25 protein-coding genes and 1 tRNA gene are annotated in these 26,498 nt (G+C 56.8%); 19 read left to right on the top strand and 7 right to left on the bottom strand.

Translation table 11 applies throughout. From position 1 onward, the window contains the following. Positions 1-2: 2 nt before the first annotated feature. The 5 genes from ACJ8HN_RS13705 (at position 3) to ACJ8HN_RS13725 (ending at position 4,255) form a co-directional block, all read left to right on the top strand. Positions 3-863, top strand: a complete 861-nt coding sequence (locus tag ACJ8HN_RS13705) for an isochorismatase (RefSeq protein WP_004930014.1) — start codon at positions 3-5, stop codon at positions 861-863. Positions 864-968: 105 nt separating this feature from the next. Then, positions 969-1,988 carry a 7-bladed beta-propeller protein YncE gene (gene yncE, locus ACJ8HN_RS13710; protein WP_369783847.1) on the top strand — a complete coding sequence of 340 codons (1,020 nt, stop codon included), beginning with the start codon at positions 969-971 and terminating at the stop codon, positions 1,986-1,988. Between the two features lie 228 nt (positions 1,989-2,216). Then, the gene (locus tag ACJ8HN_RS13715; RefSeq protein WP_442523574.1) at positions 2,217-2,729 is read left to right on the top strand and encodes a DUF2238 domain-containing protein; all 513 of its coding nucleotides are present in this window, start codon (positions 2,217-2,219) and stop codon (positions 2,727-2,729) included. 313 nt (positions 2,730-3,042) lie between these two features. Continuing rightward, complete coding sequence (locus ACJ8HN_RS13720) at positions 3,043-3,780, top strand: winged helix-turn-helix domain-containing protein (protein WP_442523575.1); 738 nt, start codon at positions 3,043-3,045, stop codon at positions 3,778-3,780. After that, positions 3,761-4,255, top strand: a complete 495-nt coding sequence (locus ACJ8HN_RS13725; protein ID WP_442523576.1) for a hypothetical protein — start codon at positions 3,761-3,763, stop codon at positions 4,253-4,255. The genes ACJ8HN_RS13720 and ACJ8HN_RS13725 overlap by 20 nt, the downstream gene beginning before the upstream one ends. Before the next feature lie 55 nt (positions 4,256-4,310). On the opposite strand, the gene ACJ8HN_RS13730 is transcribed toward ACJ8HN_RS13725, so the two are convergent. Next, positions 4,311-5,066, bottom strand: coding sequence for a winged helix-turn-helix domain-containing protein (locus ACJ8HN_RS13730; protein WP_141957744.1), 756 nt, complete (start codon positions 5,064-5,066; stop codon positions 4,311-4,313). 414 nt (positions 5,067-5,480) lie between these two features. Here ACJ8HN_RS13730 and ACJ8HN_RS13735 point away from each other — a divergent pair, with 414 nt between their 5' ends. From ACJ8HN_RS13735 to ACJ8HN_RS13780, 10 genes are all read left to right on the top strand, one after another. Next, positions 5,481-6,014, top strand: coding sequence for a fimbrial protein (locus ACJ8HN_RS13735; RefSeq protein ID WP_060440909.1), 534 nt, complete (start codon positions 5,481-5,483; stop codon positions 6,012-6,014). Between the two features lie 91 nt (positions 6,015-6,105). Then, the gene (locus tag ACJ8HN_RS13740; RefSeq protein ID WP_442523577.1) at positions 6,106-6,648 is read left to right on the top strand and encodes a fimbrial protein; all 543 of its coding nucleotides are present in this window, start codon (positions 6,106-6,108) and stop codon (positions 6,646-6,648) included. 45 nt (positions 6,649-6,693) lie between these two features. Further along, a complete protein-coding gene (locus ACJ8HN_RS13745) occupies positions 6,694-9,267 on the top strand; it encodes an outer membrane usher protein (RefSeq protein ID WP_442523578.1) in 2,574 nt (857 codons plus the stop codon). Positions 9,268-9,281: 14 nt separating this feature from the next. Then, positions 9,282-10,037 (top strand): fimbria/pilus periplasmic chaperone, encoded by a 756-nt coding sequence (locus tag ACJ8HN_RS13750; protein ID WP_442523579.1) that lies wholly within the window; start codon positions 9,282-9,284, stop codon positions 10,035-10,037. Positions 10,038-10,073: 36 nt separating this feature from the next. Then, positions 10,074-10,730, top strand: a complete 657-nt coding sequence (locus tag ACJ8HN_RS13755) for a fimbrial protein (RefSeq protein WP_442523580.1) — start codon at positions 10,074-10,076, stop codon at positions 10,728-10,730. A 134-nt stretch (positions 10,731-10,864) separates the two neighbouring features. Then, on the top strand, positions 10,865-11,356 hold the full coding sequence (locus tag ACJ8HN_RS13760; protein WP_442523581.1) for a fimbrial protein: 492 nt from the start codon (positions 10,865-10,867) through the stop codon (positions 11,354-11,356). Between the two features lie 34 nt (positions 11,357-11,390). Continuing rightward, entirely contained in the window at positions 11,391-11,867 is a 477-nt protein-coding gene (locus ACJ8HN_RS13765; protein ID WP_442523582.1) for a fimbrial protein, read from the top strand. Then, positions 11,864-12,397, top strand: a complete 534-nt coding sequence (locus ACJ8HN_RS13770) for a fimbrial protein (protein ID WP_442523583.1) — start codon at positions 11,864-11,866, stop codon at positions 12,395-12,397. The genes ACJ8HN_RS13765 and ACJ8HN_RS13770 overlap by 4 nt, the downstream gene beginning before the upstream one ends. A gap of 237 nt (positions 12,398-12,634) precedes the next feature. Then, entirely contained in the window at positions 12,635-13,444 is an 810-nt protein-coding gene (locus ACJ8HN_RS13775) for an MrpH family fimbial adhesin (protein ID WP_442523584.1), read from the top strand. A gap of 429 nt (positions 13,445-13,873) precedes the next feature. Then, entirely contained in the window at positions 13,874-14,419 is a 546-nt protein-coding gene (locus ACJ8HN_RS13780) for a response regulator transcription factor (RefSeq protein ID WP_442523585.1), read from the top strand. A 1,187-nt stretch (positions 14,420-15,606) separates the two neighbouring features. Here the strand turns inward: ACJ8HN_RS13780 and ACJ8HN_RS13785 are convergent. The 6 genes from ACJ8HN_RS13785 to aspA form a co-directional block, all read right to left on the bottom strand. Next, positions 15,607-15,682, bottom strand: a tRNA-Phe gene (locus tag ACJ8HN_RS13785). Positions 15,683-15,842: 160 nt separating this feature from the next. Further along, complete coding sequence (gene dicD, locus ACJ8HN_RS13790) at positions 15,843-16,418, bottom strand: division control transcriptional repressor DicD (RefSeq protein WP_033636761.1); 576 nt, start codon at positions 16,416-16,418, stop codon at positions 15,843-15,845. A 39-nt stretch (positions 16,419-16,457) separates the two neighbouring features. Then, positions 16,458-18,182: a protein-disulfide reductase DsbD gene (locus ACJ8HN_RS13795; RefSeq protein ID WP_442523586.1), complete on the bottom strand. Its 1,725-nt coding sequence runs from the start codon at positions 18,180-18,182 to the stop codon at positions 16,458-16,460. Further along, positions 18,158-18,481, bottom strand: coding sequence for a divalent cation tolerance protein CutA (cutA, locus tag ACJ8HN_RS13800; RefSeq protein ID WP_442523587.1), 324 nt, complete (start codon positions 18,479-18,481; stop codon positions 18,158-18,160). The genes ACJ8HN_RS13795 and cutA overlap by 25 nt, the downstream gene beginning before the upstream one ends. Before the next feature lie 109 nt (positions 18,482-18,590). Beyond that, positions 18,591-19,892, bottom strand: a complete 1,302-nt coding sequence (locus tag ACJ8HN_RS13805) for an anaerobic C4-dicarboxylate transporter (protein ID WP_041037552.1) — start codon at positions 19,890-19,892, stop codon at positions 18,591-18,593. A gap of 125 nt (positions 19,893-20,017) precedes the next feature. Then, entirely contained in the window at positions 20,018-21,454 is a 1,437-nt protein-coding gene (gene aspA / locus ACJ8HN_RS13810) for an aspartate ammonia-lyase (protein ID WP_004929659.1), read from the bottom strand. A 369-nt stretch (positions 21,455-21,823) separates the two neighbouring features. Here aspA and ACJ8HN_RS13815 point away from each other — a divergent pair, with 369 nt between their 5' ends. From ACJ8HN_RS13815 to ACJ8HN_RS13830, 4 genes are all read left to right on the top strand, one after another. Then, positions 21,824-22,312 carry an FxsA family protein gene (locus tag ACJ8HN_RS13815; RefSeq protein WP_033654883.1) on the top strand — a complete coding sequence of 163 codons (489 nt, stop codon included), beginning with the start codon at positions 21,824-21,826 and terminating at the stop codon, positions 22,310-22,312. Between the two features lie 189 nt (positions 22,313-22,501). After that, positions 22,502-22,795 carry a co-chaperone GroES gene (locus ACJ8HN_RS13820; RefSeq protein ID WP_004929661.1) on the top strand — a complete coding sequence of 98 codons (294 nt, stop codon included), beginning with the start codon at positions 22,502-22,504 and terminating at the stop codon, positions 22,793-22,795. A gap of 44 nt (positions 22,796-22,839) precedes the next feature. Next, positions 22,840-24,486, top strand: a complete 1,647-nt coding sequence (gene groL / locus ACJ8HN_RS13825; protein WP_004929662.1) for a chaperonin GroEL — start codon at positions 22,840-22,842, stop codon at positions 24,484-24,486. Positions 24,487-24,711: 225 nt separating this feature from the next. Continuing rightward, positions 24,712-26,331 carry a methyl-accepting chemotaxis protein gene (locus ACJ8HN_RS13830; RefSeq protein WP_442523588.1) on the top strand — a complete coding sequence of 540 codons (1,620 nt, stop codon included), beginning with the start codon at positions 24,712-24,714 and terminating at the stop codon, positions 26,329-26,331. Positions 26,332-26,498 lie beyond the last annotated feature (167 nt).

Genomic DNA, 26,498 nt, shown 5'->3' on the forward strand with positions numbered 1-26,498 from the left:
CGATGGCCATTCCAAAACTTAATGACTACGCGCTGCCGACGGCGGACGAACTGCCGCAAAATAAAGTCACCTGGCAGGTAGAACCGCAGCGCGCCGCGCTGCTGATCCACGACATGCAGCAGTATTTCCTCAATTTCTGGGGCGAAGACAGTGCGCTGATTAAACAGGTGGTGGAGAACATCGCCAACCTGCGCCGCTACTGCAAACAGCAGGGCATCCCGGTGTTCTATACCGCGCAGCCGAACCAGCAGAGCGATGAAGATCGCGCACTGTTGAACGACATGTGGGGGCCGGGCCTGAACAAACACCCCGAGCAGCAGGCGGTGACCGCCGCGCTGGCGCCGGACGAAGACGACACGGTGCTGGTGAAATGGCGCTACAGCGCCTTCCACCGCTCGCCGCTGCAGGAGATCCTGCAGGAGTCCGGCCGCGATCAGCTGATCATCTGCGGCGTGTATGCGCACATCGGCTGCCTGACCACCGCCATCGACGCCTTCATGCGCAATATCCAGCCGTTCATGGTGGCCGACGGCCTGGCGGATTTCTCGCGCGACGAACACCTGATGGCGCTGCGCTACACCGCCGGCCGCTGCGGCCGGGTGGTGACCACCGCGTCTCTGTTGCCGGCTGCCGGTATCGCCAGCATCGATGCGCTGCGTCAGCAGATCCTGCCGCTGCTTGACGAAGACAGCGAAGACATGGGCAACGATGAGAACCTGATCGATTACGGCCTGGATTCGGTGCGCATCATGGAGCTGGCGACCCGCTGGCGCAAGATCCGCGGCGATATCGACTTTATCGCGCTGGCGCGCAACCCGACCATCGACAGCTGGTGGGCGCTGCTTTCCGAAGAGAAAGCCTGATTTTAATAACGAGAGAGGGCGGCCGCTCGGCCGCCCCGTTGGTTCTATAAGGAGATTACGATGAATGCTTTGATCACCAAGGGAAAACGTGCGGCATTTCCGCTGATGCTGCTGTCCACGCTGCTATTCTCCAATACGCTGCTGGCGCAGACCGCGCCGGAAGTGCTGCGCAAGCCGGTTGGCAAGGGCGCCTATGAAATGGCCTACAGCCCGAGCGAGAACGCGCTCTATCTGGCGACGTCGCAGAGCCGCAAGCTGGACAAGGGCGGCATCGTTTATCGTCTGGATCCGACCACGCTGGACGTGACCCAGATTATTCATAATGACATCAAACCGTTCGGCGCCGCCGTCAACGCCAAGACCGGCACGCTGTTCTTCGGCAACACCGTCAATAACTCGGTGACCGCCATCGACGCCAAGACCGGCGAGGTGAAAGGCCGCCTGGTGCTGGACGCGCGCAAGCGCTCCGAGACCGTCAAGCCGCTGGCGCCGCGCGAACTGGTGGCGGATGCCGACAGCGATACCCTGTACATCACCGGTCTGGGTGAATCCAGCGTGGTGTGGGTGGTGGACGGCAAGGATCTGACCCTGCGCGCCACCGTGACCGACACCGGCAAATACGGCACCGGCCTGGCGCTGGACGCCGCCGCCAAACGTCTGTACGTCACCAACGCCGACGGCGAGCTGGTGACCATCGACACCCAATCCAACAAGGTGCTGTCGCGCAAGAAGCTGGATGAGTCCAAAGAGCACTTCTTCCTGAACATCAGCCTGGATACCGCTACCCATCGTGCGTTCATCACCGATTCCAAGCAGCCGCAGGTGCTGGTGGTGGATACCCGCAACGGCAACATCCTGAGCAAGATCGACGTGCCGGAATCGCTGGCGGTGCTGTTCAACCCGGCGCGCAATGAAGTTTACGTCACCCATCGCCAGGCGGGCGAAGTGAGCGTAATCGACGCCAAGAGCTACAAGGTGCTGAACACCATCAAGACGCCGACCCACCCGAACAGCCTGGCGCTGTCGCCGGACGGTCAGACGCTGTACGTCAGCGTCAAACAGGCTTCCAGCCGCGAGAAAGAAGCCACCGCGCCGGACGACGTGATCCGCGTAGCGCTGAAATAATCCCGCTCAGGGTACGCGCATATCGAACAGGCGAAGCGGCGACGCTCCGCCTGTTTTTTTTCGCCCAAGGATCTGCGGTATAAAGAGTGTATTGATCCGTTAACCCAAAGGAACGTTGGTTATGCCTGCCTCGCGTACCCCGCTGTTATTGTCCGTTATCACCCTGCGCTGCTGCTGGCCGCGCTGATCCACAGCGGCATCCGCCCTTACGATCGCCCCACCTGGCTGATGGAGGTGGCGCCGGTATTGGTAGTTTTGCCGCTGCTGTGGCTGACTTATCGCCGCTATCCGCTGACGCCGCTGCTCTACACGCTGATTTTATTTCATGCGTTGATCCTGATTTTCGGCGGCATGTACAGCTACGCCCGCGTACCGCTGGGGTTTGAGGTGCAGCAGTGGCTGGATCTTGGCCGCAACCCATACGACAAACTGGGGCACTTCTTCCAGGGGCTGGTGCCGGCGCTGGTGGCGCGCGAAATCCTGCTGCGCGGCGGCTATGTGCAGGGCCGCAAGATGCTGGGCTTCGTGGTGTGCTGCATCGCGCTGGCCATCAGCGCCGTGTATGAGCTGATCGAGTGGTGGGCGGCGCTGGCGCTGGGCCAGGGCGCCGACGAGTTTCTCGGCACCCAGGGCGACCCGTGGGACACCCAGTCCGACATGTTCTGCGCGTTGCTCGGCGCGCTATGCGGTTTGCTGCTGTTCGCCGGTTGGCAAGACCGGCAAATTCACCGCCTGCGTTGAGTATTTTCAGACGTTGATCAGGCCCGCCTTATGGCGGGTTTTTTTATTTATGCTCAGTTTGTTAATCCACTTCATTCGTGAATTGAATTAGAAAAAGGCTACAAAATTCACTCTGTGAATTGTATAGTGATATTGAATATATATTTGTTTTTATTGGATTTTATTGTTTTTGTTAAGAATTTTCTTATCATTTGCGCTATGCTAATATTGCCATGTTTGATAGGGGATAATTAGCGTTAATCAGTTTATCGCGCAGGGAATTATGAGATACATAATTAATAATAATATTAAATATCATGAAGATAGATCGGAGTTGATCTCGCTGCATGACAACATCCCGCCGATTGCGCTGACGGCCACGCTGAACCGCCTGCTTTCCGCGCTGGTGCGCAACAATAACCTGGTGCTCTCCCGCGAAACGCTGCTGATGCAGGTGTGGGAGGCGCATGGCCAGGTGGCCTCCGGCAACAACCTCAACAATACCATTTCGATTCTGCGCAAAGCGTTCTCTTCGCTCGGTGAGGAAGAGATCATCGTCACCCTGCCGCGGCAGGGTTTCATGTTTACCGCTCGCGAGCTGAAGACGACAGATAGCCAGGCAGAGGCGCTGATGGTGCAGAACGCGGCGCTCGTCGGCGAGGCCGCGCCTGCTGCAGAGCCTGCGGCTAGATTGACGCGTTTCAAACGCATTGGGCTGAGCGGGTTGTTGCTGTTGGCCGTAGGGAGCGGGATCTGGGCCTGGCAAGACAGCGGCTATGCGCCGCTCAGCGCGATGGCGGTGGGCAACATCGGCAGCTGTGAGATCAAGTTTGTTACCTCATACCACAAGCCTGGGCCGGGTGAGGTTGATTTAAGCCGTTTGAAAGGGCTTTTGGAGCAGAAAAACATCCCATGCAATGTGCCGGCGACCGTGCTGTATTACGACAGCAAGTCGGTTGCGCCGAATGTTTTCGGTCGGGTTAGAGCGTCTTATTTCTACTACTGCCCACAGGCTGATATGGCCGCCGGCAAGGTACAATGCGAGAATTATTATGAACACTGGGCACAGTAGCCGCATGCGGCGTTATGGTTTTCCGCTGTTGCTGATAGCGGCAACGTTATGCTGCGGGATGTCGGGGTATTTTCTATGGTTTAAGCCCCGTTTGCCTGAATGCCGGGCTGTAATGCGTTTAACCGATCAGGTGCCCGGTAATCTTATGCAGAGTGTGCTGATGATCAGCGTGGTGCCTCAGGGGGCGAGAGGCGTCACTTTGTTGCTGAACGGCAGCGTCTATGACGGCGACACCCGCTATGTTGTGGACCGTATTTTGATGATGGACTATCGCAAGCAAGGTGATAATTACACGTTACGCCTGAAGGAAAAGCTGAGAAAACCGCAGGATAATTTAGAGAAAGAGGAATTGAACCGGCGATTGCTGATGTCGGCGCCGGTACTGCATTGGCATGTTGAGCAACTCGATAGCCGTCATTATCTCTTTAGCGGTAACTACGCCCCATTTTTCGTTTGCGCGACGAAAGGGGAATAAGTTCCCCGGCATGGCCGGGGGATTGGTTTGATGACCCTGGGACAAATCGCAAAATTCAAGGCTGCTTGTTATCGATATAATTGTTGATGCAGGGGCTGTTACCGGCTCGAGGACAGTATGTCACCCATTGTTCATTGTTTTCTGCGCCCTCATTACGGATATTATCGTAGTAATAAACGTCGGCGCGCGTTTGGCAACTGAAACCAGCGCGTTGTATGACCCGTTTGATTTGACCTAAATCGCCACTGCCCGATGTCATACTGTAAATCTGGCAATTTCCGTAGCTTCCCAGCGGATAAACATTAATACGCGTGCTGTTTTGATACAGTACGACGGCGGAAAAAGGCACCAGGCACGCCGCCATGATCATAATTAATCTCTGCAGCGAACGCCGTATACCTGGATGTTTATTCCCCGGCGGCGGGATAGTGGTGGTTTCCAACATATTCTCATGTTCTTTTTTATATTCATCCTTCTTTTCATCTGTCTCGTGAATGCTAATGGCGTTGAATTTAAACCCCTGGCGCGGGTAAGTCACGATAATCTCTTCTGTACCGCATTGCGCCAAAGACTTGCGTAAGCCGGAAACATAATTATTAAGGTTGTTGTTCGAGGCTTTCAGACCGTGTTCAACCCAAACTTCATTAAGCAATCTCTCGCGCAGCAACAGCTTGTTATTATTGCGAATAAATAACGATAGCAGTCTGGCGCTGGGTTTAAGTAAAGCTATTTTATTACTGGCGTTATCGATATGCGCCAGCGTGCCGTCCTCCTCATTGTAAAGGACGATGTCATTTATGATGAAAATCATTTCTCTTTTCCGTCAACTTTCCTGTCGAGAGATTATTCTGATGGCTGTATATCTTTTTTTCAATCCTCTCGCCTGGCTGTAAATAGGATTTTTCTCTCTATTGTTATAATAGAGGTGAAATATTTATTTGTTTACAAGTTTTTTAAAATAAATATCGATAATTAAAAGCTATTTTTTGAATTTAAAACCTATTTTATGTGTATTTGTTGGTGTTTAAAACTGTGTTTTTGTATTTTTACGACATAACATTTCAATTTTCAGTGAGGGGATGTAAATTTGTTCCCACTGATACGGGGCGCCAAACGCAGCGTATTAGCCACCGATGTGAGGCGCAGAAAATTCTGAAGTGCATAACGTCGGTGACTTATGGATTTAATTTACTCCACTGCTTACTAAGGAATGTAAGGGATTTATATGAAACTGAACAAAATCATGCTGGCTGCGGCCATGGTATTTGGCGCGTCTTCTGTGGCAAACGCGGCCGATCAGGGTCACGGCAAAGTGACCTTTAGCGGCTCTATTATCGATGCACCTTGCTCTATTACCCCGGAATCCATGGATCAGACAGTTGAACTGGGTGCGATTTCCAACGTGGCGCTGAAAGGCGGCGGTAAATCCGCCCCGAAAAACTTCCAGGTTAAGCTGGATAACTGTGTCATTGAGGAGGGTGGAAAGAATTCGGTAAAATTGACCTTCTCTGGCGCGGCTTCCGACGCTAACCCTGAGCTGCTGGCATTGTCAGGTGATGCTAAAGGGGCAGGGATCGTCATTACCGATAGTGCTGGTAAACCGATCAAGCTGGGTACGGCTACAACTGCACAAAGTCTGGGCAATGGCAACAATACCCTGAGTTTCAGCGCTTATCTGCAGGGCAGCACTGCTTCCGGCGCAACTATCGTACCGGGTGAATTCCAGTCCGTGGCCGACTTTACCCTGGCTTACCAGTAATAAGTTACCCGAAGAAATACGTGTGATTATCGGGCATGCGGGGCAACCCGCATGCCATTTACAGGGAATCGTTATTTCACGGGAAAGTTGAATGAACTGTCGAATAAAAATAATAGGGGCGTTTTGCCTATTGTGGGTGTCGTTTGGTTTTGTTTCGCAGGCTATTTCTGCTGCGCAAGGCGAAGGACGCGTCAATATGCAAGGCGCTATTATCGATACCGCTTGCGCCATCGCCACGGAAAGCCGGGAACAAATTGTCGACATGAAAAATACGGCGCTGGCGGATATTGAACGCGGCGGGAATGGGATAGGAGTGCCGTTCAGCATTGAGCTGGTGAACTGCGTGCTTGAACGCACCGATAAAAAACTGCCGGACTGGAAACAATTTCAAATTATCTTTGACGGTCACGCCGATGGTGAGGCGTTTGGCATTAACGGTGATATCTCCGGCGTGGCGTTAAGAATTACCGATTCCAATGGGAATATTGCTCGGCCGGGCAGGCCATTACTGCCAATGGAGATTATTCCCGGAAATTACCGGCTGAATTTTACCCTGGCGCTGATTGCCAATAATCGGCCGCTTAAAGCAGGGGGTTATTTTTCCTCGGTGCGTTTCAAAATGGATTATTACTGAGGCGACCGTTACCCACAGGGAATCTGATAAATAAAAGGTCTGGACATGATGTTTTTGCCTGCAGGGAAGCCATTTCGTTTTCATATTCTGAGCGTCAGCGTGGCGCTGGCGCTGGGCTTCGCCGGCGGAATGCCTGCGGCGCAGGCGGAAGAGATCCAGTTCAACACCGACGTGCTGGACGTGAACGACCGCAAAAATATCGATCTCAGCCAGTTTGCGCGCGGTGGTTTCATCATGCCTGGTAGCTACAGCATGGTGGTGCGTCTGAACAAGAGCGATCTGCCGGAGCAGCCGGTGCCGTTCTACGCGCCTGACGACGATCCGAACGGCAGCCGCGCCTGCCTGTCGCCGGCGCTGGTGGAGCAGCTCGGCCTTAAGGACGAGATGCGTGGCAAGCTGAACTGGTGGCACCAGGGCGAGTGCCTGGATGAAGCCAGCCTGCCGGGCATGGAGGCGCGTGGCGATCTGGCTACCTCGGCGCTGTACCTCAGCATTCCGCAGGCCTATCTGGACTATGTCTCGGAGGACTGGGATCCGCCGGCGCGCTGGGACGAGGGCATATCGGGCGTGTTGCTGGATTACAACCTCAACGCCCAAACGCAGCGCCAGCTGCAATATGGTGGGCAAAGCTACGGCCTGAGCGGCAACGGCACGGCGGGGGCTAACCTGGCAGCCTGGCGGCTGCGCGCCGACTGGCAGGCGAATATAAACCACCAGAGCAGTGGTCAGGGCATGGAGAAGCGGCTGGACTGGAGCCGCTACTACGCTTATCGGGCGCTGCCGGCGTTGCGCTCGAAGCTGACCGTCGGCGAGGACTACCTCGACTCCGGCCTGTTCGACAGCTTCCGCTTCGGCGGCCTGAGCCTGCGCTCCGACGACATGATGCTGCCGCCCAACCTGCGCGGCTATGCGCCGGAGGTGGTGGGGGTGGCGAAGAGCAACGCCAAAGTGACCATCAGCCAGCAGGGGCGGGTGCTGTACGAGACGCAGGTGGCGGCGGGGCCGTTCCGCATTCAGGACATCAACGACGCGATCTCCGGCGATTTGGACGTGAAGGTGGAAGAGCAGGACGGCAGCGTGCAGGCATTCAAAATGAGCACCGCCAGCATCCCGTACCTGACGCGCCCCGGTTCTGTGCGCTACAAGCTGGCGGCGGGCAAGCCGTCGGATCTCGATCACCGCTACCGCGGGCCGCTGTTCGGCACCGGCGAGTTTTCCTGGGGGGTGAGCAACGGTTGGTCGCTGTACGGCGGCGCCCTGCTGGGTGGCGACTATAACGCCCTGGCGCTGGGTATCGGCCGCGACCTGATGCTGCTGGGTGCGTTGTCGTTCGACGTCACCCAGTCGCGCGCCAGGCTGCCGCAGCAGGCGCAGAATGAGCAGAATGAAAGGGCGCAAAGCGGCGAAACGCTGAGCGGCGGCTCGTACCGTCTCAGTTACTCGAAGACCTTCGACGAGCTGGACAGCCAGGTAACCTTCGCCGGCTACCGCTTCGCGGAAAAGAACTTTATGAGCATGAGCGAATTCCTGGACGCACGGGAATACGGCCGGCGGTTCGGCAACAGCAAGGAGATGTACACCATCACCTACAACCAGCAGCTGCGCGACCTGGGGTTGAGTGCCTACCTCAACTACAGCCACCAGACCTACTGGGACCGGCCGGCTAACGATCGCTACAGCCTGACGCTGTCGCGCTATTTCGATCTGGGCAACGTGAAGAACATGAGCCTGTCGATGTCGGCGTACCGCAATCGCTACAACGAGCGTAACGACGACGGCGCCTATCTATCGCTGTCGGTGCCGTGGGGCAACGGCGCCACGTTGAGCTACAACACCACGGTCAACCGTGACGACAACAGCCACCGGGTGGGCTATTACGACCGCCTCGACGAGCGCAGTAACTATCAGCTCAGCGCCGGCGGTTCGCGCAGCGGCGCCAGCCTGAGCGGTTACTACAACCGCAACGGCGATCTGGCGCGTATGAGCGCCAACGCCAGCTACCAGCAGGACCGGTACAGCGCGGTCGGGCTGAGCGCCCAGGGCGGGATGACGCTGACCGCCGAGGGCGGCGCCCTGCACCGCACGAACATGGCGGGCGGCACCCGGCTGCTGCTGGACACCGAAGGGGTGGCCGGGGTGCCGGTGCGCGGCTACGGCAGCGCAGCGTCGACCAACCGCTGGGGCAAGGCGGTGGTGACGGACGTCAACAGTTACTACCGCAACCGGGCCAGCATCGATCTGGACAAGCTGGGGGAGAACGCCGAGGCCACCCAATCGGTAGTGCAGGCGACGCTGACCGAGGGCGCCATTGGTTACCGCAAGTTCGCGGTGATCGCCGGGGAGAAGGCGATGGCGGTGATTAAGCTGGCGGACGGCAGCGAGCCGCCGTTCGGCGCCACGGTGCTGAACGCCCGCAAACAGGAGACCGGCATCGTCAACGACGGCGGCAGCGTCTACCTGAGCGGCATCAACGCCGGCGAGCGCATGACGGTGCATTGGAGCGGGGCGGCGCAGTGTGAGGTGCAGATGCCGACGCCGCTGCCGCCGGAGATGCTGACGACGAATTTACTGCTGCCGTGCCGGGCGTTAAGCGCCGATGCGGATAGCAAAGAACACTGAATTGAGGAGTTTTGATGATGAACAATCGTAACGTAATCGGCCTGCTGGCCACCACGGCTCTGCTGGCCGGGGCGCTGGCCCCGACGGCGCACGCCGCCATCGCGCTGGACCGCACGCGGGTGATTTTCGACGGCAGCGTGCAGTCGGTGAGTCTGAGCGTCAGCAACCAGAACAAGCAGCTGCCGTACCTGGCGCAGGGCTGGCTGGAAGACGAACAGGGCAACAAGATCCAAAGCCCGCTGACGGTGCTGCCGCCGGTGCAGCGCATCGAGCCGGGCAAGCCGAGCCAGGTGAAGATCCAGGCGCTGCCGGCGGCGAAGCTGCTGCCGCAGGACAGGGAGTCGCTGTACTACTTCAACCTGCGCGAGATCCCACCGAAGAGCAACAAGCCGAACTCGCTGCAGATCGCGCTGCAGACGCGCATCAAGCTGTTCTACCGCCCGGCGGCGATCGCGCCGGAGCGCAACGCGGCGCCGTGGCAGGAGCAGCTGACGCTGACCAAACAGGGCGACAGGTACATCGTCAACAACCCGACGCCGTACTACGTCACCATCATCGATGCCGCCAGCCGTAAAGGCGCGGAAGGGGTCAAAGGGTTCGAGCCGTTTATGGTGCCGCCGAAGGGCAACACGCCGCTGCCGGTAAGCGCGGGGAGCCTGGGTGGCATCCCGGTGCTGACCTACATTAACGACTACGGCGGCCGGCCGCAGCTGAGCTTCACCTGCAGCGGCAGCAGCTGCACAGTGGTGCCGGAGAAGAAGGCGTCCTGAGTCAACGGGCCGTACGGCGCCTGAGGAGGAAGAAAAATGGCAAGGACAAACGTCAAAGCGCGTGAGTGGACGTATGCCTTGAGTGAACTGCGCTATTACGCCGCGCTGGGCGGGCTGGCGCTGATGGCCCCGCTCAGTCTGACGGCGCTGCTGTGGCTGCTGCCGGCGGCCAACGCCGTTGACAACTGGGATGTGGAGGGCGCCAACGGCGTGCTCTATATCAGTGGGGCACTGACGGAGAGCGCCTGCCGGCTGGAGATGGACAGCGCGCGGCAGGATATCAGTCTGGGTGAGGTAACGACCGGCCGGCTGGTGCAGCCGGGCGATCGCGGTGCACCGGTGGCGTTCCAGTTGCGGCTGCGCGACTGCCTGCGCGGCCCGACGGCGAGCCGGGATGAACGCACCGGGGCGCTGCTCTGGGCACATGACCAGCCGGCGGTGCGGGTGGCCTTTAATGCCCCGGCCGACGCCGATAACGCGCAGCTTGTAAAGGTGCAGGGGGCCAGCGGTATGGGGCTGCGCCTGCTGGATGCACATGGCCGGGATGTGCGGCTGGGCAGCCGCGGCGCGCCGTTGTGGCTAACGCCGGGCAACAGCGTTCTGAGTTATAGCATCACTCCTGAGCGCACCGTGGCGCCGCTGAGAGCCGGTGCGTATCGGGCGATGGTGGATTTTGCTCTGAGTTATGACTGAGGCGAATATGAAAAGTCATCTTCCCTACGGTTTACCATTATTACATTCACATCGGGAGATTTCCCCTGCTCGACGGTGGTGGCGGTAGATATTTTCTGAGTGTGAATGTCAGGTAAGTAACGTAAGGGACATACATGAAAAGTAAAAAAGGCAAAGTATGGCTGGTGCTCACCTTATTGGTTTCGATGACTTCAATAGCGCAGGCGGCGGTGAGCATCGTGACGGTCAGTGTGACGGTAGTGGCACCGTTGCCTTGTACCCTCAACGGTGGCAAACCGATCGAGGTTAACTTCGGCGATGAGGTTATGACTACACGCATCGACGGCGATAATTACCGTCAGCCGGTGGGCTATGGGTTGAGCTGTAACGGGCCCTGGAAAAATGCCATGCGGCTGCAGCTCTCCGGCGCCGCTGCAGGTTTCGATGGGACGCTGTTGAAAACCAGTGTGAATGGTTTAGGTATTGAACTGCAGAGGGACGGTGTGCGTATACCGCTTAACGCTTGGCAAAACTTCACTTATCCCAGCATGCCGAAGCTGGAAGCGGTGCCGGTGAAGCAGAGCGGGGCCACCCTGCCGACTGGGGAATTTACCGCCTCCGCTACACTGCGGGTCGATTATCAATGAGGGGATAAATACCATGCAGTCTGGTCCGATAGCTATGCTGTTACTGAGCGCCTTGACCTTATTCCACATGCCACTGTGGGCGGTTGTTGAGACCGATATGCAGTTTCGTGGTTTTCTTCGTGCGCCGCCCCCCTGTAGCATCAATGATGGGGGGATGGTAGATGTTGATTTCGGCCTACGGGTTGGCGTTAATAAAATAGACGGGAATAACTATCGTCAGGCAGTGAATTATCGTATTCGGTGTGAGGCGCCGGATGCTGTACCTTGGGAGACGGTGCTGACATTAAAGGGGGCTGCTGCCGGATTCGACAAGGCGGCGGTGCTAACCGATAACGTCAACCTGGGTATCCGGGTTTATCAGAACGGTGTGCCCTTTCCCCCTAACAGCGGCATCAAGATCGATCCCGGCAACCCGCCGCTGCTGGAAGCTGTTCCTGTCGCTAAGCCTGGGGAAAAGTTAAAAGAGGGGGCTTTTCTGGCCACGGCGACACTACAGGTGGAGTACCAATGAGGAAACGGACGATAGCAAAGAACATCATCGCCGGGCTGCTGTTAGGGTGGGGAGCATTGTTGCCGGCGTGGGCTGCGGACAATATGACATTTAGAGGCGCACTGGTGGCGGAACCCTGTGTGATCCCGCCTGGCCAGGAGACGGTGGTGCTCAATTTTGGCAGCATAGTGGACAAGTATCTTTATCAGAATCTGCGTTCACCGGGCGTACAGTTCGAAATTATCCTGGCTGAGTGCGATCTCAGCGTGGGCAAAACGGTGCGAATGACGTTGAACGGAACAGAGAGTTTGGCTTTGCCAGGCTTGTTGGCACCGGCTGGCCAAGCTGGCGGTATCGGCATCGGCTTGGAAACGCTGGAAGGCCAAACGGTGGCCATTAACCACTCCGTAGAGAAGCTCACGCTGGCGGAGGGAACCAACGGTATTCGCCTGTTGGCCTATGTGCGCGGTGAGCCGGAAGCGATTGCGAATAAAACTATCGGTCACGGTGCTTTTAGTGCGGTAGCCACTTTTAACCTGGAATATGAGTAATAGGCTCTACGTGCAAAAGGTATTGTTGCTTCGTTAATCGCGTAATGTACGTATCCAGGCAAAAGATATCCATTACCTTGTTTGATTTTTTTGGGGTATTACCTATTGAATTTTTTGCTTTTTTATTTTGATGCAAGTGTGAGGCGTTCTTTATACCGTGCTGATGGCGTTGATTGACCAAGGTGGTTAATTAACATTTTATAACTTAGATTTCTTGAACTTTAAACTGGCAATGTTATGGCTAAAAAAATACTGATGGCTATTTTTATGATTTTTAGTTTAGAAAGTGCCAACGCAGAAATATATTTCCAGGTGACAAAGAAAGAAGGGGGGCTATTGTGGGGGAAGTTTTACTATGAGATGCTTGAGTGGACAACGGATGATAATAAGCCAAACCCCTGTTATAATAATTTAAATTGTACAATGATGATTACCAGCTCATATAATGCATCGGGTTACCCGTCTGACTCTGATGGCTATTGGGAGGCTTCAAAAGTTTCGTGGGTTGCAAGTTCACGGACGATGGGGGAGCTCGGCGAGAATTTTAAAAGAAACGTGGGCCTGCCGAGAGCCGGGGGATTTGCCTATAACCGATACCTTATTGTTGGTGGTGCGTGCGTAGGATTGTTCTATAGGAGCGATGTTGTCGGGGTGATAAAGCGCATGCCTGGTTCAATATGTGCAAACCCTCCTGAAGGGAATGTTTCTTGTGATATTGTGACGCCGAGCCTTACGCTAAATCATGGTGTAATTAATATTGGTGAGGTGGAGGGGAATACGGCTTCTGAGTCTTTGAACATTACCTGTAATAAAAAATCAAACATTCAATTATTTATTAGTGAAGGGGTGAATGGGTTGGCGTTGAATGAAACTGGAACCTTAAGGACAAACCTTAAAATTAATGGTCAGCCGGCTGGGCCGGGGGTCGATCTTGTTATTGAGCCAACAGGTAGAGTGGTTCAGGTGAGTTCAACATTAAAATCTGTTGGTGACATATCACCGGGGGTTTTCAACGCTAGCGCCGTAGCGGTTTTATCAATACTCTAGTTTTCCCGGTGTCGGAGAAATGGTAGTTGATCTGTTATTTTTAACTGATGGGTTATATTTTTGATTGACGTGTTTTATCTCCGTTTTCAGTTGTTCTATAAAGTTGATTATTTGTGTTGCTAGAATTTTTTTAGTGATGGTGAGATCTTTCGTGGTGATATAGTTAATAATACCTTCAATTTTGGTGAGGGGTGTCAGTCAGGCTTTCATTATTTTTATCTCTTGCTGGGAGATGTTCATTATTGAAATTTTTTATGAAGAAAAAATATAGAGCCTGTTCAATGTCGGTTTTGATGATGTAAGTGCGTTTGCAATTCAAGTGATGAGAGAAAAATTTCTTATAAGTTGTTATTACCCTCTGAGAGGGGGCGTTAGCTTTAATTTTTAGCGGATGATTGAACCGTACGTAATGCATAAATAGGGGGTAAAATGAAAAAGCTTAATTTCCTTATAGATGACGAAAATCGCTATTACGCGGCCGGTTTACAGTACAGTATTATTGAGTATGCCCAGGTTAATCAGAAAAAGGTGTCTTTCTTAAAGCCGGAAGAGGCGGAGCGTGCCGATGTAGTGATCGCCACTTCGGGACGACGTGCGCAGCGTTGGCGCCGTGCAGGCCAGCCCGTTCCGGCTCAGGTTGTGACGATTAAGGAAAGAAAGTTCACGGCCTCAGACGAAATGTCATACGTACTTTATCGCGCGGGGCGGCAAAATGAGCTTTTCCGGCTATTGGCTTGTTTATTTTCCAAGGACGGCATCCGTTCCAATGTGGCGACCTTGACGCTCACCGATCGTGAAAGGCAGGTAGTCGGCCATCTACGCCGTGGTGTGGGGCAGGCCCAGGTTGCCAGAATGATGGGGGTAAGTGTAAAAACGGTGCATAGCCATAAACGATCTGTTATGGACAAGTTATTATTGACGCGGCAGCATGATTTTATTTACTGGCTGCTTTCTCATGATGGAGAATATTCTTAACCGTGATGAGGGATATTCAGTTTATTATTTTTGTTATATTTTATCATTTTATGTGTGATTTTGTTTCAATCATTAAATTCACAGCCAGAATGTTTTTAATTGATGTTTCGATATGTATCTATGGATAAAGTGAATATTCATTGATTCTTTTCTGCACGATGCTGGTGACTTGTGTATATGCCGGTTTCAACGGCAACCACGGTGTACTGAAGTATCAGGCGGCAGCACCGACAAACCTAAGGAAAAAGAGAAAAATGAGACGTAGAAGTCCATTTTTTCTGCAGCCGTTATGAAAAGTATGCCGTTATCTGTCAGTTGTCATTATGCATATTAAAAGCAGGGCTGCCTCTCTGCTTTTTGTGATTCTGATTGGAGAGGTTTATGGATTCAGCCCTAAAGATAACACTAGGGAATAATACCGCTCCGGTATCTGGTTAGGTAGTTTTTCGGAAATAAAGCGCGCCAATAAGCGTTACCAAAGGAAGGTACAGTGAGTTTATTTTTTCTGGCGATATTACTGTTTTGCCTGAGCGTGTTCTCATTTTTTATGCATGCGAAACGTATGAGAAAAAGGCGTTTGACGCTGCAGGGAGAAATGGTCGATAGAACAATGCGGTGGTGGCTGTGGGGCTAATTGCAATCATCAGGAGTCACGCGATGACGAGTCCTTGCCCTGAAAAGCAAAAACCCAGCCATAGGCTGGGTTCTCTAAATAGGGCGACCGGACTCGGACAACCGGCGCCTGCGCCGGGTTGAACAGCGCTGGCCCGCAGGGTGAGGCCTTTGGCCGAATAATCGAACGCAGTTCGATGGAGAGTTCGAACTCCAGAAAGCGAAGAACCCGCCATAGGCGGGTTCTTCTGAAGATGGTGCCCGGACTCGGACAACCGGCGCCTGCGCCGCGTTGAACAGCGCTTCAGCGCTGGCCCGTAGGGTGAGGCCTTTGGCCGAATAATCGAACGCAGTTCGATGGAGAGTCCGTACCCCAGAAAGCGAAAAACCCGCCATAGGCGGGTTCTTCTGAATATGGTGCCTGGACTCGGACAACCGGCGTCTGCGCCGCGTTGAACAGCGCTTCAGCGCTGGCCCGCAGGGTGAGGCCTTTGGCCGAATAATCGAATGCAGTTCGATGGAGAGTCCTGGCCCTGAAAAGCAAAAACCCGCCTTTTGGGCGGGTTCTCTAAATATGGTGCCCGGACTCGGAATCGAACCAAGGACACGGGGATTTTCAATCCCCTGCTCTACCGACTGAGCTATCCGGGCAACGGGCAGCATTAAACCGTATTGGCCGATGGCCGTCAACGGCTTTATGCATGAAAGGCGTTAAAACGCGTCCGGTTGCTGGCTTTTCAGGCAAAGGGCGCAAAAATTGCGCCTGTTCAGGCTATCTCCTTGGGCTGGCGGCGCCGCAAGCGCGGCTCGCCTAGCTTAGCGCCCCGTTGCGGCGGCACTGCGCCACCTGCAAGATGTCTTCCGCCAGCCGTTTGGCGACCGATACGTCCTGGAGCTGGCGTTTTACCAGCAGTTTGCTCAGGCAGCCTTCCTGAATCAATTCCATTTGCTGCGCCACCATGTCGGCGTCGTCGGCGTCCATTTCGCGCAGCAGTTCGCGGGTCAGCTCCAGCGAGGTCAGCTTTTGCTGCTCCGCCAGCTGGTGGATCGGATGATCCGTTTCCGGGAAAAAGCTGCAGGCGGCGATAAACAGGCAGCCGGGATAGCGGTCGTGCTGCACGTATTCCGCCAGCACGTCATAGCGCGCCAGCAGTTTTTGCTGCGGGCTCAGGTTTTCATCCAGCAACAGCTGGCGGCGCCAGGTGTCGATCTGTTGGCCGTGGTAGCGCAGGCAGTCGTACAGCAGCGCTTCGCGATCCGGCCAGAACCGTTTGAGATCGCCGGGCTGAACGTCGAGTTTTTCCGCCAGCATCTCTAATGTGGCGGTCGCCAGGCCCTGTTGTTCCAACAGGCCCAGCGCGGTATCAAGGACGTGTTCACGTTGCACTTGTGCTTCCTCCCATTCGCTTCCGATCTTCAGTGTCAGTTATCGCATCACTTTCTGCAAATGCGCGTTGAAGGCTTCTGCCTTCATAAAACCGGTGACCCGCTGGGCCGTCAGCTCCTGGCCCGCCGGATCGAAGAACAGGATCGTGGGTAACCCCAGTACCTGCAAATGCTTCAGCAGCGCCGCCTGTTCCGCGCCGTTAGCGGTGACGTCCGCCTGCAGCAGCACCGCGTTGGCCAGGCTCGCCTGCACCGCCGCATCGCTGAAGGTGTATTTCTCGAACTCTTTACAGGCCACGCACCAGTCGGCGTACAGATCCAGCATCACCGGCTTGCCGCGCGCCTGTTGCAGCGCCAGATCGAGCTGCTCGACGTTGTTGATGCGGGCAAAGGCCAGGTGTTGTTGAGCCGCCTGCTGCGCCTGATCGGCGCCGAAGGCCCAGTCCTGCAGCGGCCGCGCGGCGATCACCGCCGCCGCCAGCAGCAGAAGCTGCAGGGCGCGCGCCCAGCCGCGCGCGCTTCTCAGGCTCAGAGCGAAGGCCCAGCCGAAGAACGCCAGGCCGAGCAGGCTCCACAGGCGCAGGCCCCACAGATCGCCGATCACCCGCTCCAGCAGGAACACCGGCAGCGCCAGGATGACGAAGCCGAAGGCCTCTTTCACGTATTGCATCCACGGGCCGCTGCGCGGCAGCAGGCGGTTGCCGAACAGGGTGACGATCACCAGCGGAATGCCCATCCCCAGCGCGTACAGGTACAGCGTGCCGCCGCCGGCCCACAGGTTACCGCTCTGGGCGATATACAGCAGGATGGCGCTGAGCGGCGCGGTGGTGCAGGGCGAGCAAATCAGCCCGGCAAGGGCGCCCATCAGGAACACGCCGGTCAGCGAGCCGCCGCGCTGGGTGTTGCTCCAGCTCGCCAGCCGGGTTTGCAGCGCCGAGGGCAGCTGCAGGGAATAGAGGCCGAACATCGACAGCGCCAGCGCGATAAACAGCACCGACAGGCCGATCAGCACGTAAGGGTGCTGCAGCGCCGCCTGGAACTGCAGGCCGGCGGCGGCCACCACCAGCCCCAGCAGGGTGTAGGTGAGCGCCATGCCCTGCACGTAAACCACTGCCAGCGCCAGAATGCGGCCGCTGCTTTGCGGCCGGTCGCGGCCGAGGATGATGCCGGAGATCAGCGGGTACATCGGCAGCACGCAGGGGGTGAAGGCGATGCCGATGCCGATCAGCAATGCCCACAGCGGCGAGAACGGCAGGCTGGCCGGCGTAGCGGGCTGTTCGGTTGGCGCAGGGGCAGCCGCCGGGAGCGGGGCGACATCGCCGGCGCTGACGGCATCCAGCGGGATGATGCGGGTTTCCGGCGGATAGCAGAAGCCGGCCTCGGCGCAGCCCTGATAGGTGACGCTGAGGCTGGCGTTGGCCGCCGCCTGTTGCAGCGGCACCTGCAGATTCAGCTGCTGTTTGAAAATCGCCACTTCGCCGAAGAACTCGTCCTTGTGGCTCAGCCCTTCGGGCAGGGTAAAGGCGCCGAGCGTCGCCTGCTGCGGCACCAGTTTGATCTGCTGGCGATACAGGTAGTAGCCGGGGCGGATCTGCCAGTTCAGCGTCACCTGGCTGCCTTGCTGTTTGAAATCGAAGGCGAAGGCCTGATCGACAGGCACGAACTGGCTGCCGCCCTTCGGCGCGAACAGCGAAGCCTGCGCCGCCTGCGGCAGGAAGAACAGGCTGCACAGCAGCAAAATCAGTTTAAGGAAGCGTTGATCCATAACAGGTAGTCTTTATCTCCGGCTATCACCGGCAGCACCAGCAGCTCGGGCGTCTGGTAGGGGTGATGTTGTTTCAGGGTGTCGAGCAGGGCCTGCTGACGGCGGCGATCGCTTTTGAACAGCATCTGCACTTCGTATTCCTGTTCCAGTTTCCCTTCCCAGTAATACAGCGAGGTGGCGCCGGGCAGCAGCGTGGCGCAGGCCGCCAGCTTATCGCCCAGGATCCGCGCCGCCAGTTCCTGGGCGCTGGCTTCATCGGGTGCGGTACAGAGTATGACGACAGCTTCGCAATCAGACATCTTCAGCCCTCTCATCGGTTCGAATGGGCACTATACCCTGAAGGCGGATTGGCTAGAAGGCGAGTTTATCGCCAGAAGGAAAACCGGGGCCGCAGCCCCGGTCGGAGCGTTACAGCATGATGCTGCCGAGCAGGAAGCCGAATACCACGGCGAAAATCACGCCCATGGTGCCGGGAATGAAGAACGGGTGGTTGAACACGAAGCGGCCGATGCGCGTGGTGCCGGTATCGTCCATCTGCACCGCGGCGACCAGCGTCGGGTAGGTCGGCAGGATGAACAGGCCGGAGACGGCGGCGAAGGAGGCGACGGCGGTCAGCGGCGACACGTTCAGCGCCAGCGCCATCGGCATCAGCGCCTTGGCGGTAGCGGCCTGCGAGTACAGCAGCGCCGAGCAGAAGAAGAAGATCACCGCCAGCAGCCACGGGTGCGCCTGAATGACGCTGCCGGCCGTCTCTTTGATCCAGTCGATGTTGGCCTGCACGAAGGTATCGCCCAGCCAGGCGACGCCGAGGATACAGATACAGGCGCTCATGCCGGCCTTGAAGGTGCTGGAGTTCAGCACCATGTCGGTGTCGACGCGGCACAGCAGGGTGGTCAGCGTGGCGACGCTCAGCATGATGATCAGGATGGCGTTGGTGGTGTTCATCAGCGGCTTGGCCACCAGGCCCAGGCCCGGGCTGTTGATGATGGCGTAAGCCACTACGCACAGCACGCCCAGCAGGAACAGCAGCACCGAGGCTTTGGCGCGCGGTTTGATCTCCAGCGCGTTGTTGCCACGCAGGGTGATCAGGCCTTCTTCCAGGCGTTTCAGGTACACCGGATCGTTAGACAGCTTGGAGTCGAACAGCCAGGTCACCAGCAGCGACATCACCAGCACGGCGCAGAAGGTGGACGGGATCACCACCATCAGCAGATGCAGGTAGCTGACGCCGTGGCCTTCCATCACCGAAGACATGTATACCACCGCGGCGGAGATCGGCGAGGCGGTGATGGCGATCTGGGCGGACACTACGGCGGTCGACAGCGGCCGGCAAGGCTTGATGCCCTGTTCTTTCGCCACTTCGGCGATCACCGGCAGCGCCGAGAGCGAGATGTTGCCGGTGCCGGCGAAGATGGTCAGGAAGTAGGTGACGATAGGGGCGAGAATGGTGATGTGCTTGGGGTTCTTGCGCAGCAGCTTTTCGGTCTGCTGCACCAGGTAATCCATCCCCCCGGCGACCTGCATGGCGGAGATCGCCGCGATCACCGCCATGATGATGGAAATCACGTCGAAGGGAATGCTGCCCGGCTTGACGCCGATCAGCGCCAGGACCAGAACGCCCAATCCCCCCGCGAACCCGATACCGATACCGCCCAACCTGGCCCCTAAAAAGATGGCCAGCAGAACGATAACCAATTCTACGGCTAGCATAGTGTTTACTCCTTAAAATGAGAGAAATTGAAAATCAAACGTTAAAATTTTGTGGGCGCCTAAAAGTAAAAAGGCACGCTATCCAGAGGATTTAGCGTGCCTTTCAGGGCTACCGGGTAGGTCTGTTATTGTTCATTTTCATCCGTATAGCGTTTGGCTTTATAGGCCGGGTGCATCAGGTTCTCCACGGAGAAGATGTCATCCAGCTCGGCTTCGGTCAGCAGGCCGCGTTCCAGCACCACTTCACGCACGCTCTTGCCGGTTTCGGCGCAGATCTTCCCGACGATGTCACCGTTATGGTGGCCGATGAACGGGTTCAGATAGGTGACGATACCGATCGAGTTGAAGACGTAGTGTTCGCAGACTTCTTTATTCGCGGTGATGCCGTTAATGCATTTTTCCAGCAGGTTGTAGCAGGCGTTGGTCAGGATGTGGATCGACTCGAACATCGCCTGGCCGATCACCGGCTCCATCACGTTCAGCTGCAGCTGGCCCGCTTCGGCCGCCATGGTAACGCAAGTGTCGTTGCCAATCACCTTGAAACACACCTGATTGACCACTTCCGGCACCACCGGGTTCACTTTGGCCGGCATGATGGACGATCCCGCCTGCAGCTCTGGCAGGTTGATTTCGTTCAGGCCGGCGCGCGGGCCGGAGGAGAGCAGGCGCAGGTCGTTACAGATTTTGGACAGTTTCACCGCCAGGCGTTTGAGCGCGCTGTGCACCATCACGTAGGCGCCGCAGTCGGAGGTGGCCTCGATCAGGTCTTCCGCCGGCACCACCGGCAGGCCGCTGACTTCCGCCAGTTTTTGCACCGCCAGCGGCTGATAGCCTTCCGGGGTGTTGAGCGCGGTGCCGATGGCGGTGGCGCCCAGGTTCACTTCCAGCAGCAGCTCCGCGGTGCGGTGCAGGTTGCGGGTCTCTTCGTTCAGCAGCACGCTGAAGGCGTGGAATTCCTGGCCGAGGGTCATCGGTACCGCGTCCTGCAGCTGGGTGCGGCCCATTTTCAGGATGGTTTCGAACTCTTTCGCCTTGCGGTCGAAGCCTTCGCGCAGCTGGTTGATGGCGTCGATCAGCTTCTGGTTGGAGGCGTACACCGCGATGCGGAACCCGGTCGGGTAGGCGTCGTTGGTGGACTGGCACTTATTGAGGTGATCGTTCGGGTTCAGGTACTGGTATTCGCCTTTTTGGTGGCCCATCAGTTCCAGGCCGATGTTCGCCAGCACTTCGTTGGTGTTCATGTTCAGCGAGGTGCCTGCGCCGCCCTGGAACACGTCCACCGGGAACTGATCCATGCACTTGCCTTTATCCAGTACCTCGTCGCAGGCCTGGATGATCACGTCGGCGATTTTGCGCGGGATGGTTTTGAGTTCTTTGTTGGCCATCGCCGCGGCCTTTTTCACCATCACCATGCCGCGAACGAACTCGGGGACATCGCTGATTTTGCTGTTGCTGATGTAGAAGTTTTCAATCGCACGCAGAGTGTGGACTCCGTAGTAAGCGTCTGCGGGGACTTCACGTGTTCCTAACAGGTCTTCTTCGATACGAATGTTGTTTGACATGAGAACCTTCTCTATGTGTTGCTGCCGAATTAATAATGTGTCAGGTCAAGGCTAATAAGGGCACAGCCTAAATTAATGTTGCCGAAGGCTTGGGGCGTGAAACGATTAACCAAATCGCCCGTTGCTGCCCAGATCATATGCTGGTTGGTAAGAAATGACTGAATCCAGATCACCTTATGGTGTTTAAGGATATGCCCTTTTCCGGTTCTGTGACTTCTTTCACGTTTGTGAACTTTAGCAATAAAAACCGGCTCTCGGTTGAAATGGTGGGGGGATGCCCTCATTGTAATGGTGTAGGCCGTTTACGGCCTCTTTTTTCGCGCCGTCGCCCCGTGGCGGCCGCGCTTTACCTACCGATAGGAGAACCAGGTGCGCTGGTTACCGCTACTGCTGATATTTCTGCTGGCTTACATAGAAATATCCATCTTTATCAAAGTCGCCGCCGTGCTCGGCGTGGCTGTCACCCTGCTGCTGGTGGTGTTCAGCTCCTGCGTCGGCATTTCGCTGGTGCGCAATCAGGGCATGAAAACCTTCGTGCAGATGCAGCAAAAACTGGCGGCCGGCGAAAGCCCGGCAGCGGAAATGGTGAAAAGCGTTTCGCTGGTGCTGGCGGGCTTCCTGCTGCTGATCCCGGGCTTCTTCACCGACTTCCTCGGCCTGTTGCTGCTGCTGCCGCCGGTGCAAAAATCGTTGACGCTGAAGCTGATGCCGCATCTGTCGGTTTATCGCCCCGGCGGTTGGACGGGCGGTGACGCCGCCAACGGCAACACCTTCGACGGCGAATTCCAGCGCAAGGACGACGAACGCTCGGTGCTGGAACACCGCCCGGACGAGGAGCGCAAGCCTCACGATCGTTAAGCAAACGCGGCTCAGGCCGCGTTTTTTCTCTCTGTAGCACCCGCGCGGCCAAAAATGCGAAATTTTTTTCGTTAGCCCCCTTGAAGGGGGCTGGAACGCCCCCATCTCAAATGCCACGAGGCCGGTAATAACAACCATCCGGTGTACAACCCTAAATCTGATAGAGACCTTCTTACAGGAGAGCGTTCAATGAGTATTCGTCCATTGCATGACCGCGTTATCGTCAAGCGCAAAGAAGTTGAATCAAAATCTGCTGGCGGCATCGTCCTGACTGGCTCTGCTGCGGGTAAATCCACTCGCGGTGAAGTGGTTGCAGTGGGTAAAGGGCGTGTGCTGGAAAACGGCAACATCCAACCGCTGGATGTGAAAGTTGGCGATATCGTGATTTTCAACGACGGCTACGGCGTGAAAGCAGAGAAGATCGACAATGAAGAAGTGTTGATCATGTCCGAAAGCGACATTCTGGCAATTGTTGAAGCGTAATTGCGCTTTATCTTCTGAACTGAACGAGTTGAAGGGAAATACCAATGGCAGCTAAAGACGTAAAATTCGGCAATGACGCTCGCGTGAAAATGCTCCGCGGCGTGAATGTTCTCGCTGATGCAGTAAAAGTGACCCTGGGCCCGAAAGGCCGCAACGTAGTGCTGGATAAATCTTTCGGCGCACCGACCATCACCAAAGACGGCGTTTCCGTTGCGCGTGAAATCGAACTGGAAGACAAGTTCGAGAACATGGGTGCACAGATGGTGAAAGAAGTGGCCTCCAAAGCGAACGACGCGGCGGGCGACGGCACCACCACTGCAACCGTACTGGCTCAATCCATCATCACCGAAGGCCTGAAAGCGGTTGCTGCAGGCATGAACCCGATGGATCTGAAGCGTGGCATCGATAAAGCGGTTGTCGCTGCGGTTGAAGAACTGAAAAAACTGTCCGTACCTTGCTCCGATTCCAAAGCTATCGCTCAGGTAGGCACCATCTCCGCCAACTCCGACGAAACCGTGGGTAAACTGATCGCGGAAGCGATGGAGAAAGTGGGCAAAGAAGGCGTTATCACCGTTGAAGAAGGCACCGGCCTGCAAGACGAGCTGGACGTGGTTGAAGGTATGCAGTTCGACCGCGGTTACCTGTCCCCATACTTCATCAACAAGCCGGAAACCGGTTCTGTTGAGCTGGAAAGCCCGTTCATCCTGCTGGCCGACAAAAAGATCTCCAACATCCGCGAAATGCTGCCGGTGCTGGAAGCCGTTGCCAAAGCAGGCAAACCGCTGCTGATCATCGCTGAAGACGTAGAAGGCGAAGCGCTGGCGACCCTGGTGGTCAACACCATGCGCGGCATCGTGAAAGTGGCTGCCGTTAAGGCGCCTGGCTTCGGCGACCGCCGTAAAGCCATGCTGCAGGACATCGCAACCCTGACTGCCGGTACCGTTATCTCTGAAGAGATCGGTCTGGAGCTGGAAAAAGCCACCCTGGAAGACCTGGGCCAGGCAAAACGCGTTGTGATCAACAAAGACACCACCATCATCATCGATGGCGTGGGCGACGAAGCGACCATCCAGGGCCGCGTTGCTCAGATCCGTCAGCAGATCGAAGAAGCGACCTCTGACTACGATCGTGAAAAACTGCAGGAGCGCGTAGCGAAACTGGCCGGCGGCGTTGCCGTTATCAAGGTTGGCGCAGCGACTGAAGTTGAAATGAAAGAGAAGAAAGCCCGCGTTGAAGACGCCCTGCACGCGACCCGCGCCGCAGTGGAAGAAGGCGTGGTTGCCGGCGGTGGCGTAGCGCTGATCCGCGTTGCAGGCAAAATCGCCGCGCTGAAAGGCGACAACGAAGACCAGAACGTGGGTATCAAAGTTGCGCTGCGCGCAATGGAAGCCCCTCTGCGTCAGATCGTGGTGAACGCCGGTGAAGAAGCTTCCGTTATCGCCAACCAGGTGAAAGCGGGCGAAGGCAGCTACGGCTACAACGCTTACTCCGAAGAATACGGCGACATGATCGCGATGGGTATTCTGGATCCAACCAAAGTGACCCGTTCTGCTCTGCAGTACGCGGCTTCCGTGGCTGGCCTGATGATCACCACCGAATGCATGGTCACCGACCTGCCGAAGGCTGACGCACCGGATCTGGGCGCAGCAGGCGGCATGGGCGGCATGGGCGGTATGGGCGGCATGATGTAATCATCCCCCACACGCTGGTGTGCTGAGAACCCCGGTCAAACGACCGGGGTTTTTTTTATCTTAAAAATCAATAAAAAGAATGTTTATTTAGCTTGTTATTAGTTTACTGAATGAATTATTGCATTATTTTGCTTTTGCCCTAAACCGTTGTCGTTTCGTACCGATATAGCCCCTACCGGGCGGGGAATTTTCCCTCGCCGGTGTGACTGTCAACGGAGACGACTTATGCTGAAAAATATGAAAATAGCCACCTGGCTGATGTTGATGCTGTTGCTGTTGGGCTTGATGCCCATGGGAACCGGCGCCATCGCCTTCTATTTCATGCAGCAAAACGGCAACAGCATCGGCAGGATGAGCACTTTCTCCGACGAGGAAGCGGCGCTGAACCGCAGTTGGCGTGCTTTGCTGCAAACGCAGACGCTGATCGACAACATGGCGTTCGAGCGCATGGCGCAGACGGACGCCGCCGATATCCGTAAGGGCATCACTGAGGCGCGTAACGAGCTGCGCAGCGCCGACGTTGCGTTCAACCTGTTTTGGGAGACGCCGGGCCTGACGGTATCGCGCCCGGATCTGGGCGAGGCGATGAAAACGGTCTATCTGGCGGAGCAGGCGGTGCTGAAGCAAGAGCTGACGCTGTTGGCCGACACGCCGCAGGCGGCGCTGATCGAGCGGCTGCACGCCATGGCCGCTGAGAAGCGCCAGGTGCGCCAGCGGCTGGATAGTCAGTTTGCCGACTATATGCGGGCCACGGTGGCCGCTCATCGTCTGGCGGTGGAGGCGGCGGTGCAGACCCAAAAAGTCTTTGCACGCCTGCTGAGCGGCACCCTGGCGGCGATCCTGCTGCTGCTGGTCGCCGTGCAACGTGATTTCCGCCGGCGCTTGATCCTGCCGCTGCGCCAGATTGCCGAACACTTGCAAAAGGTTGGGCGCGGCGATCTGCGCAGCGAGATCGCGGTACGCAACAGCAATGAGATCGGCATGCTGTTCGCCAGCCTGCGGACGATGCAGCAGGAGCTGAGCGCCACCGTGCAGCAGGTGCGTGACGGCGTGGAGTCGATCAATCACGGCACGCACGAGATCGCCGTCGGCAACGCCGATCTTTCCAGCCGTACGGAAGAACAGGCCAGCGCGCTGACGGAAACCGCCGCCAGCATGGAACAGATCACCGCTACGGTGCGGCAAAACGCCGATAACGCCAGCCAGGCCGCCGGCATGGTCAATCAGACTGCCGGCATTGCCCGCAACGGCGAAACGCTGATGGCCAACGCGGTCGACAAGATGCGGGCTATCAACGACAGCGCGCGCCAGGTGGGGGATATCACCAGCGTGATCGACGGCATCGCCTTCCAGACCAATATTCTGGCGCTGAACGCCGCCGTGGAGGCCGCGCGAGCCGGAGAACAAGGCAGGGGGTTTGCGGTGGTGGCCGGCGAGGTGCGCAATCTGGCGCAGCGCTGCGCGACCTCGGCCAAGGAGATCAGCAGTTTGGTCGACGGCGTAACCGGCGATATCGCCGTCGGCGTGCGCCTGGTCGAGCAGGCGGGCGAGACGATGAATGCCATCGTTGGCTCGGTGAACCAGGTGACGTCGCTGATGGACAACATCTCGTACGCGTCGGAAGAGCAAAGCAAGGGCATTGAGCAGGTCGGAGTGGCGGTGACCCAGATGGATCAGGTGACGCAGCAGAACGCCGCGCTGGTGGAGGAGGTGGCGACCACCGCCGTCGGCGTGGAGGAGCAGGCGGCCCTGTTGGCGCAGGCGGTGGCGGTATTCCAACTGGCGGAGGGGGAAACGCGCCAGGACGAAGCGCAGGCATCGGCGGCCGTTGCCGGTTGGGCATAACGCCGCCGCACTGTATTTGATGATATTTTTGCCGCCGGGGGCGATTTAGCTGGTAAACTGTTAAGTCATCAGCTGTCGCTCAAGACGTTGGCCCGCTCGCGTGGCAACGGATGCTTAAGAGATGGCATCGCTTTCTGATAAGCTTTTGCGTAATTCTCAACATCGAA

This window comes from Serratia sp. CY29653, assembly GCF_052169255.1.
Taxonomy (GTDB): Bacteria; Pseudomonadota; Gammaproteobacteria; order Enterobacterales; family Enterobacteriaceae; genus Serratia; species Serratia sarumanii.

Coding starts and splice junctions, on each gene's coding strand:
- ACJ8HN_RS13745 (WP_442523578.1), top strand. CDS start 6,694: ATGATGTTTTTGCCTGCAGGGAAGCCATTTCGTTTTCATATTCTGAGC.
- ACJ8HN_RS13735 (WP_060440909.1), top strand. CDS start 5,481: ATGAAACTGAACAAAATCATGCTGGCTGCGGCCATGGTATTTGGCGCG.
- ACJ8HN_RS13795 (WP_442523586.1), bottom strand. CDS start 18,182: ATGGATCAACGCTTCCTTAAACTGATTTTGCTGCTGTGCAGCCTGTTC.
- ACJ8HN_RS13765 (WP_442523582.1), top strand. CDS start 11,391: ATGCTGTTACTGAGCGCCTTGACCTTATTCCACATGCCACTGTGGGCG.
- ACJ8HN_RS13830 (WP_442523588.1), top strand. CDS start 24,712: ATGCTGAAAAATATGAAAATAGCCACCTGGCTGATGTTGATGCTGTTG.
- aspA (WP_004929659.1), bottom strand. CDS start 21,454: ATGTCAAACAACATTCGTATCGAAGAAGACCTGTTAGGAACACGTGAA.
- ACJ8HN_RS13760 (WP_442523581.1), top strand. CDS start 10,865: ATGAAAAGTAAAAAAGGCAAAGTATGGCTGGTGCTCACCTTATTGGTT.
- ACJ8HN_RS13805 (WP_041037552.1), bottom strand. CDS start 19,892: ATGCTAGCCGTAGAATTGGTTATCGTTCTGCTGGCCATCTTTTTAGGG.
- yncE (WP_369783847.1), top strand. CDS start 969: ATGCTGCTGTCCACGCTGCTATTCTCCAATACGCTGCTGGCGCAGACC.
- ACJ8HN_RS13725 (WP_442523576.1), top strand. CDS start 3,761: ATGAACACTGGGCACAGTAGCCGCATGCGGCGTTATGGTTTTCCGCTG.
- ACJ8HN_RS13715 (WP_442523574.1), top strand. CDS start 2,217: ATGGAGGTGGCGCCGGTATTGGTAGTTTTGCCGCTGCTGTGGCTGACT.
- ACJ8HN_RS13770 (WP_442523583.1), top strand. CDS start 11,864: ATGAGGAAACGGACGATAGCAAAGAACATCATCGCCGGGCTGCTGTTA.
- ACJ8HN_RS13755 (WP_442523580.1), top strand. CDS start 10,074: ATGGCAAGGACAAACGTCAAAGCGCGTGAGTGGACGTATGCCTTGAGT.
- ACJ8HN_RS13780 (WP_442523585.1), top strand. CDS start 13,874: ATGAAAAAGCTTAATTTCCTTATAGATGACGAAAATCGCTATTACGCG.
- ACJ8HN_RS13775 (WP_442523584.1), top strand. CDS start 12,635: ATGGCTAAAAAAATACTGATGGCTATTTTTATGATTTTTAGTTTAGAA.
- cutA (WP_442523587.1), bottom strand. CDS start 18,481: ATGTCTGATTGCGAAGCTGTCGTCATACTCTGTACCGCACCCGATGAA.
- ACJ8HN_RS13740 (WP_442523577.1), top strand. CDS start 6,106: ATGAACTGTCGAATAAAAATAATAGGGGCGTTTTGCCTATTGTGGGTG.
- ACJ8HN_RS13820 (WP_004929661.1), top strand. CDS start 22,502: ATGAGTATTCGTCCATTGCATGACCGCGTTATCGTCAAGCGCAAAGAA.
- groL (WP_004929662.1), top strand. CDS start 22,840: ATGGCAGCTAAAGACGTAAAATTCGGCAATGACGCTCGCGTGAAAATG.
- ACJ8HN_RS13705 (WP_004930014.1), top strand. CDS start 3: ATGGCCATTCCAAAACTTAATGACTACGCGCTGCCGACGGCGGACGAA.
- ACJ8HN_RS13730 (WP_141957744.1), bottom strand. CDS start 5,066: ATGATTTTCATCATAAATGACATCGTCCTTTACAATGAGGAGGACGGC.
- ACJ8HN_RS13750 (WP_442523579.1), top strand. CDS start 9,282: ATGATGAACAATCGTAACGTAATCGGCCTGCTGGCCACCACGGCTCTG.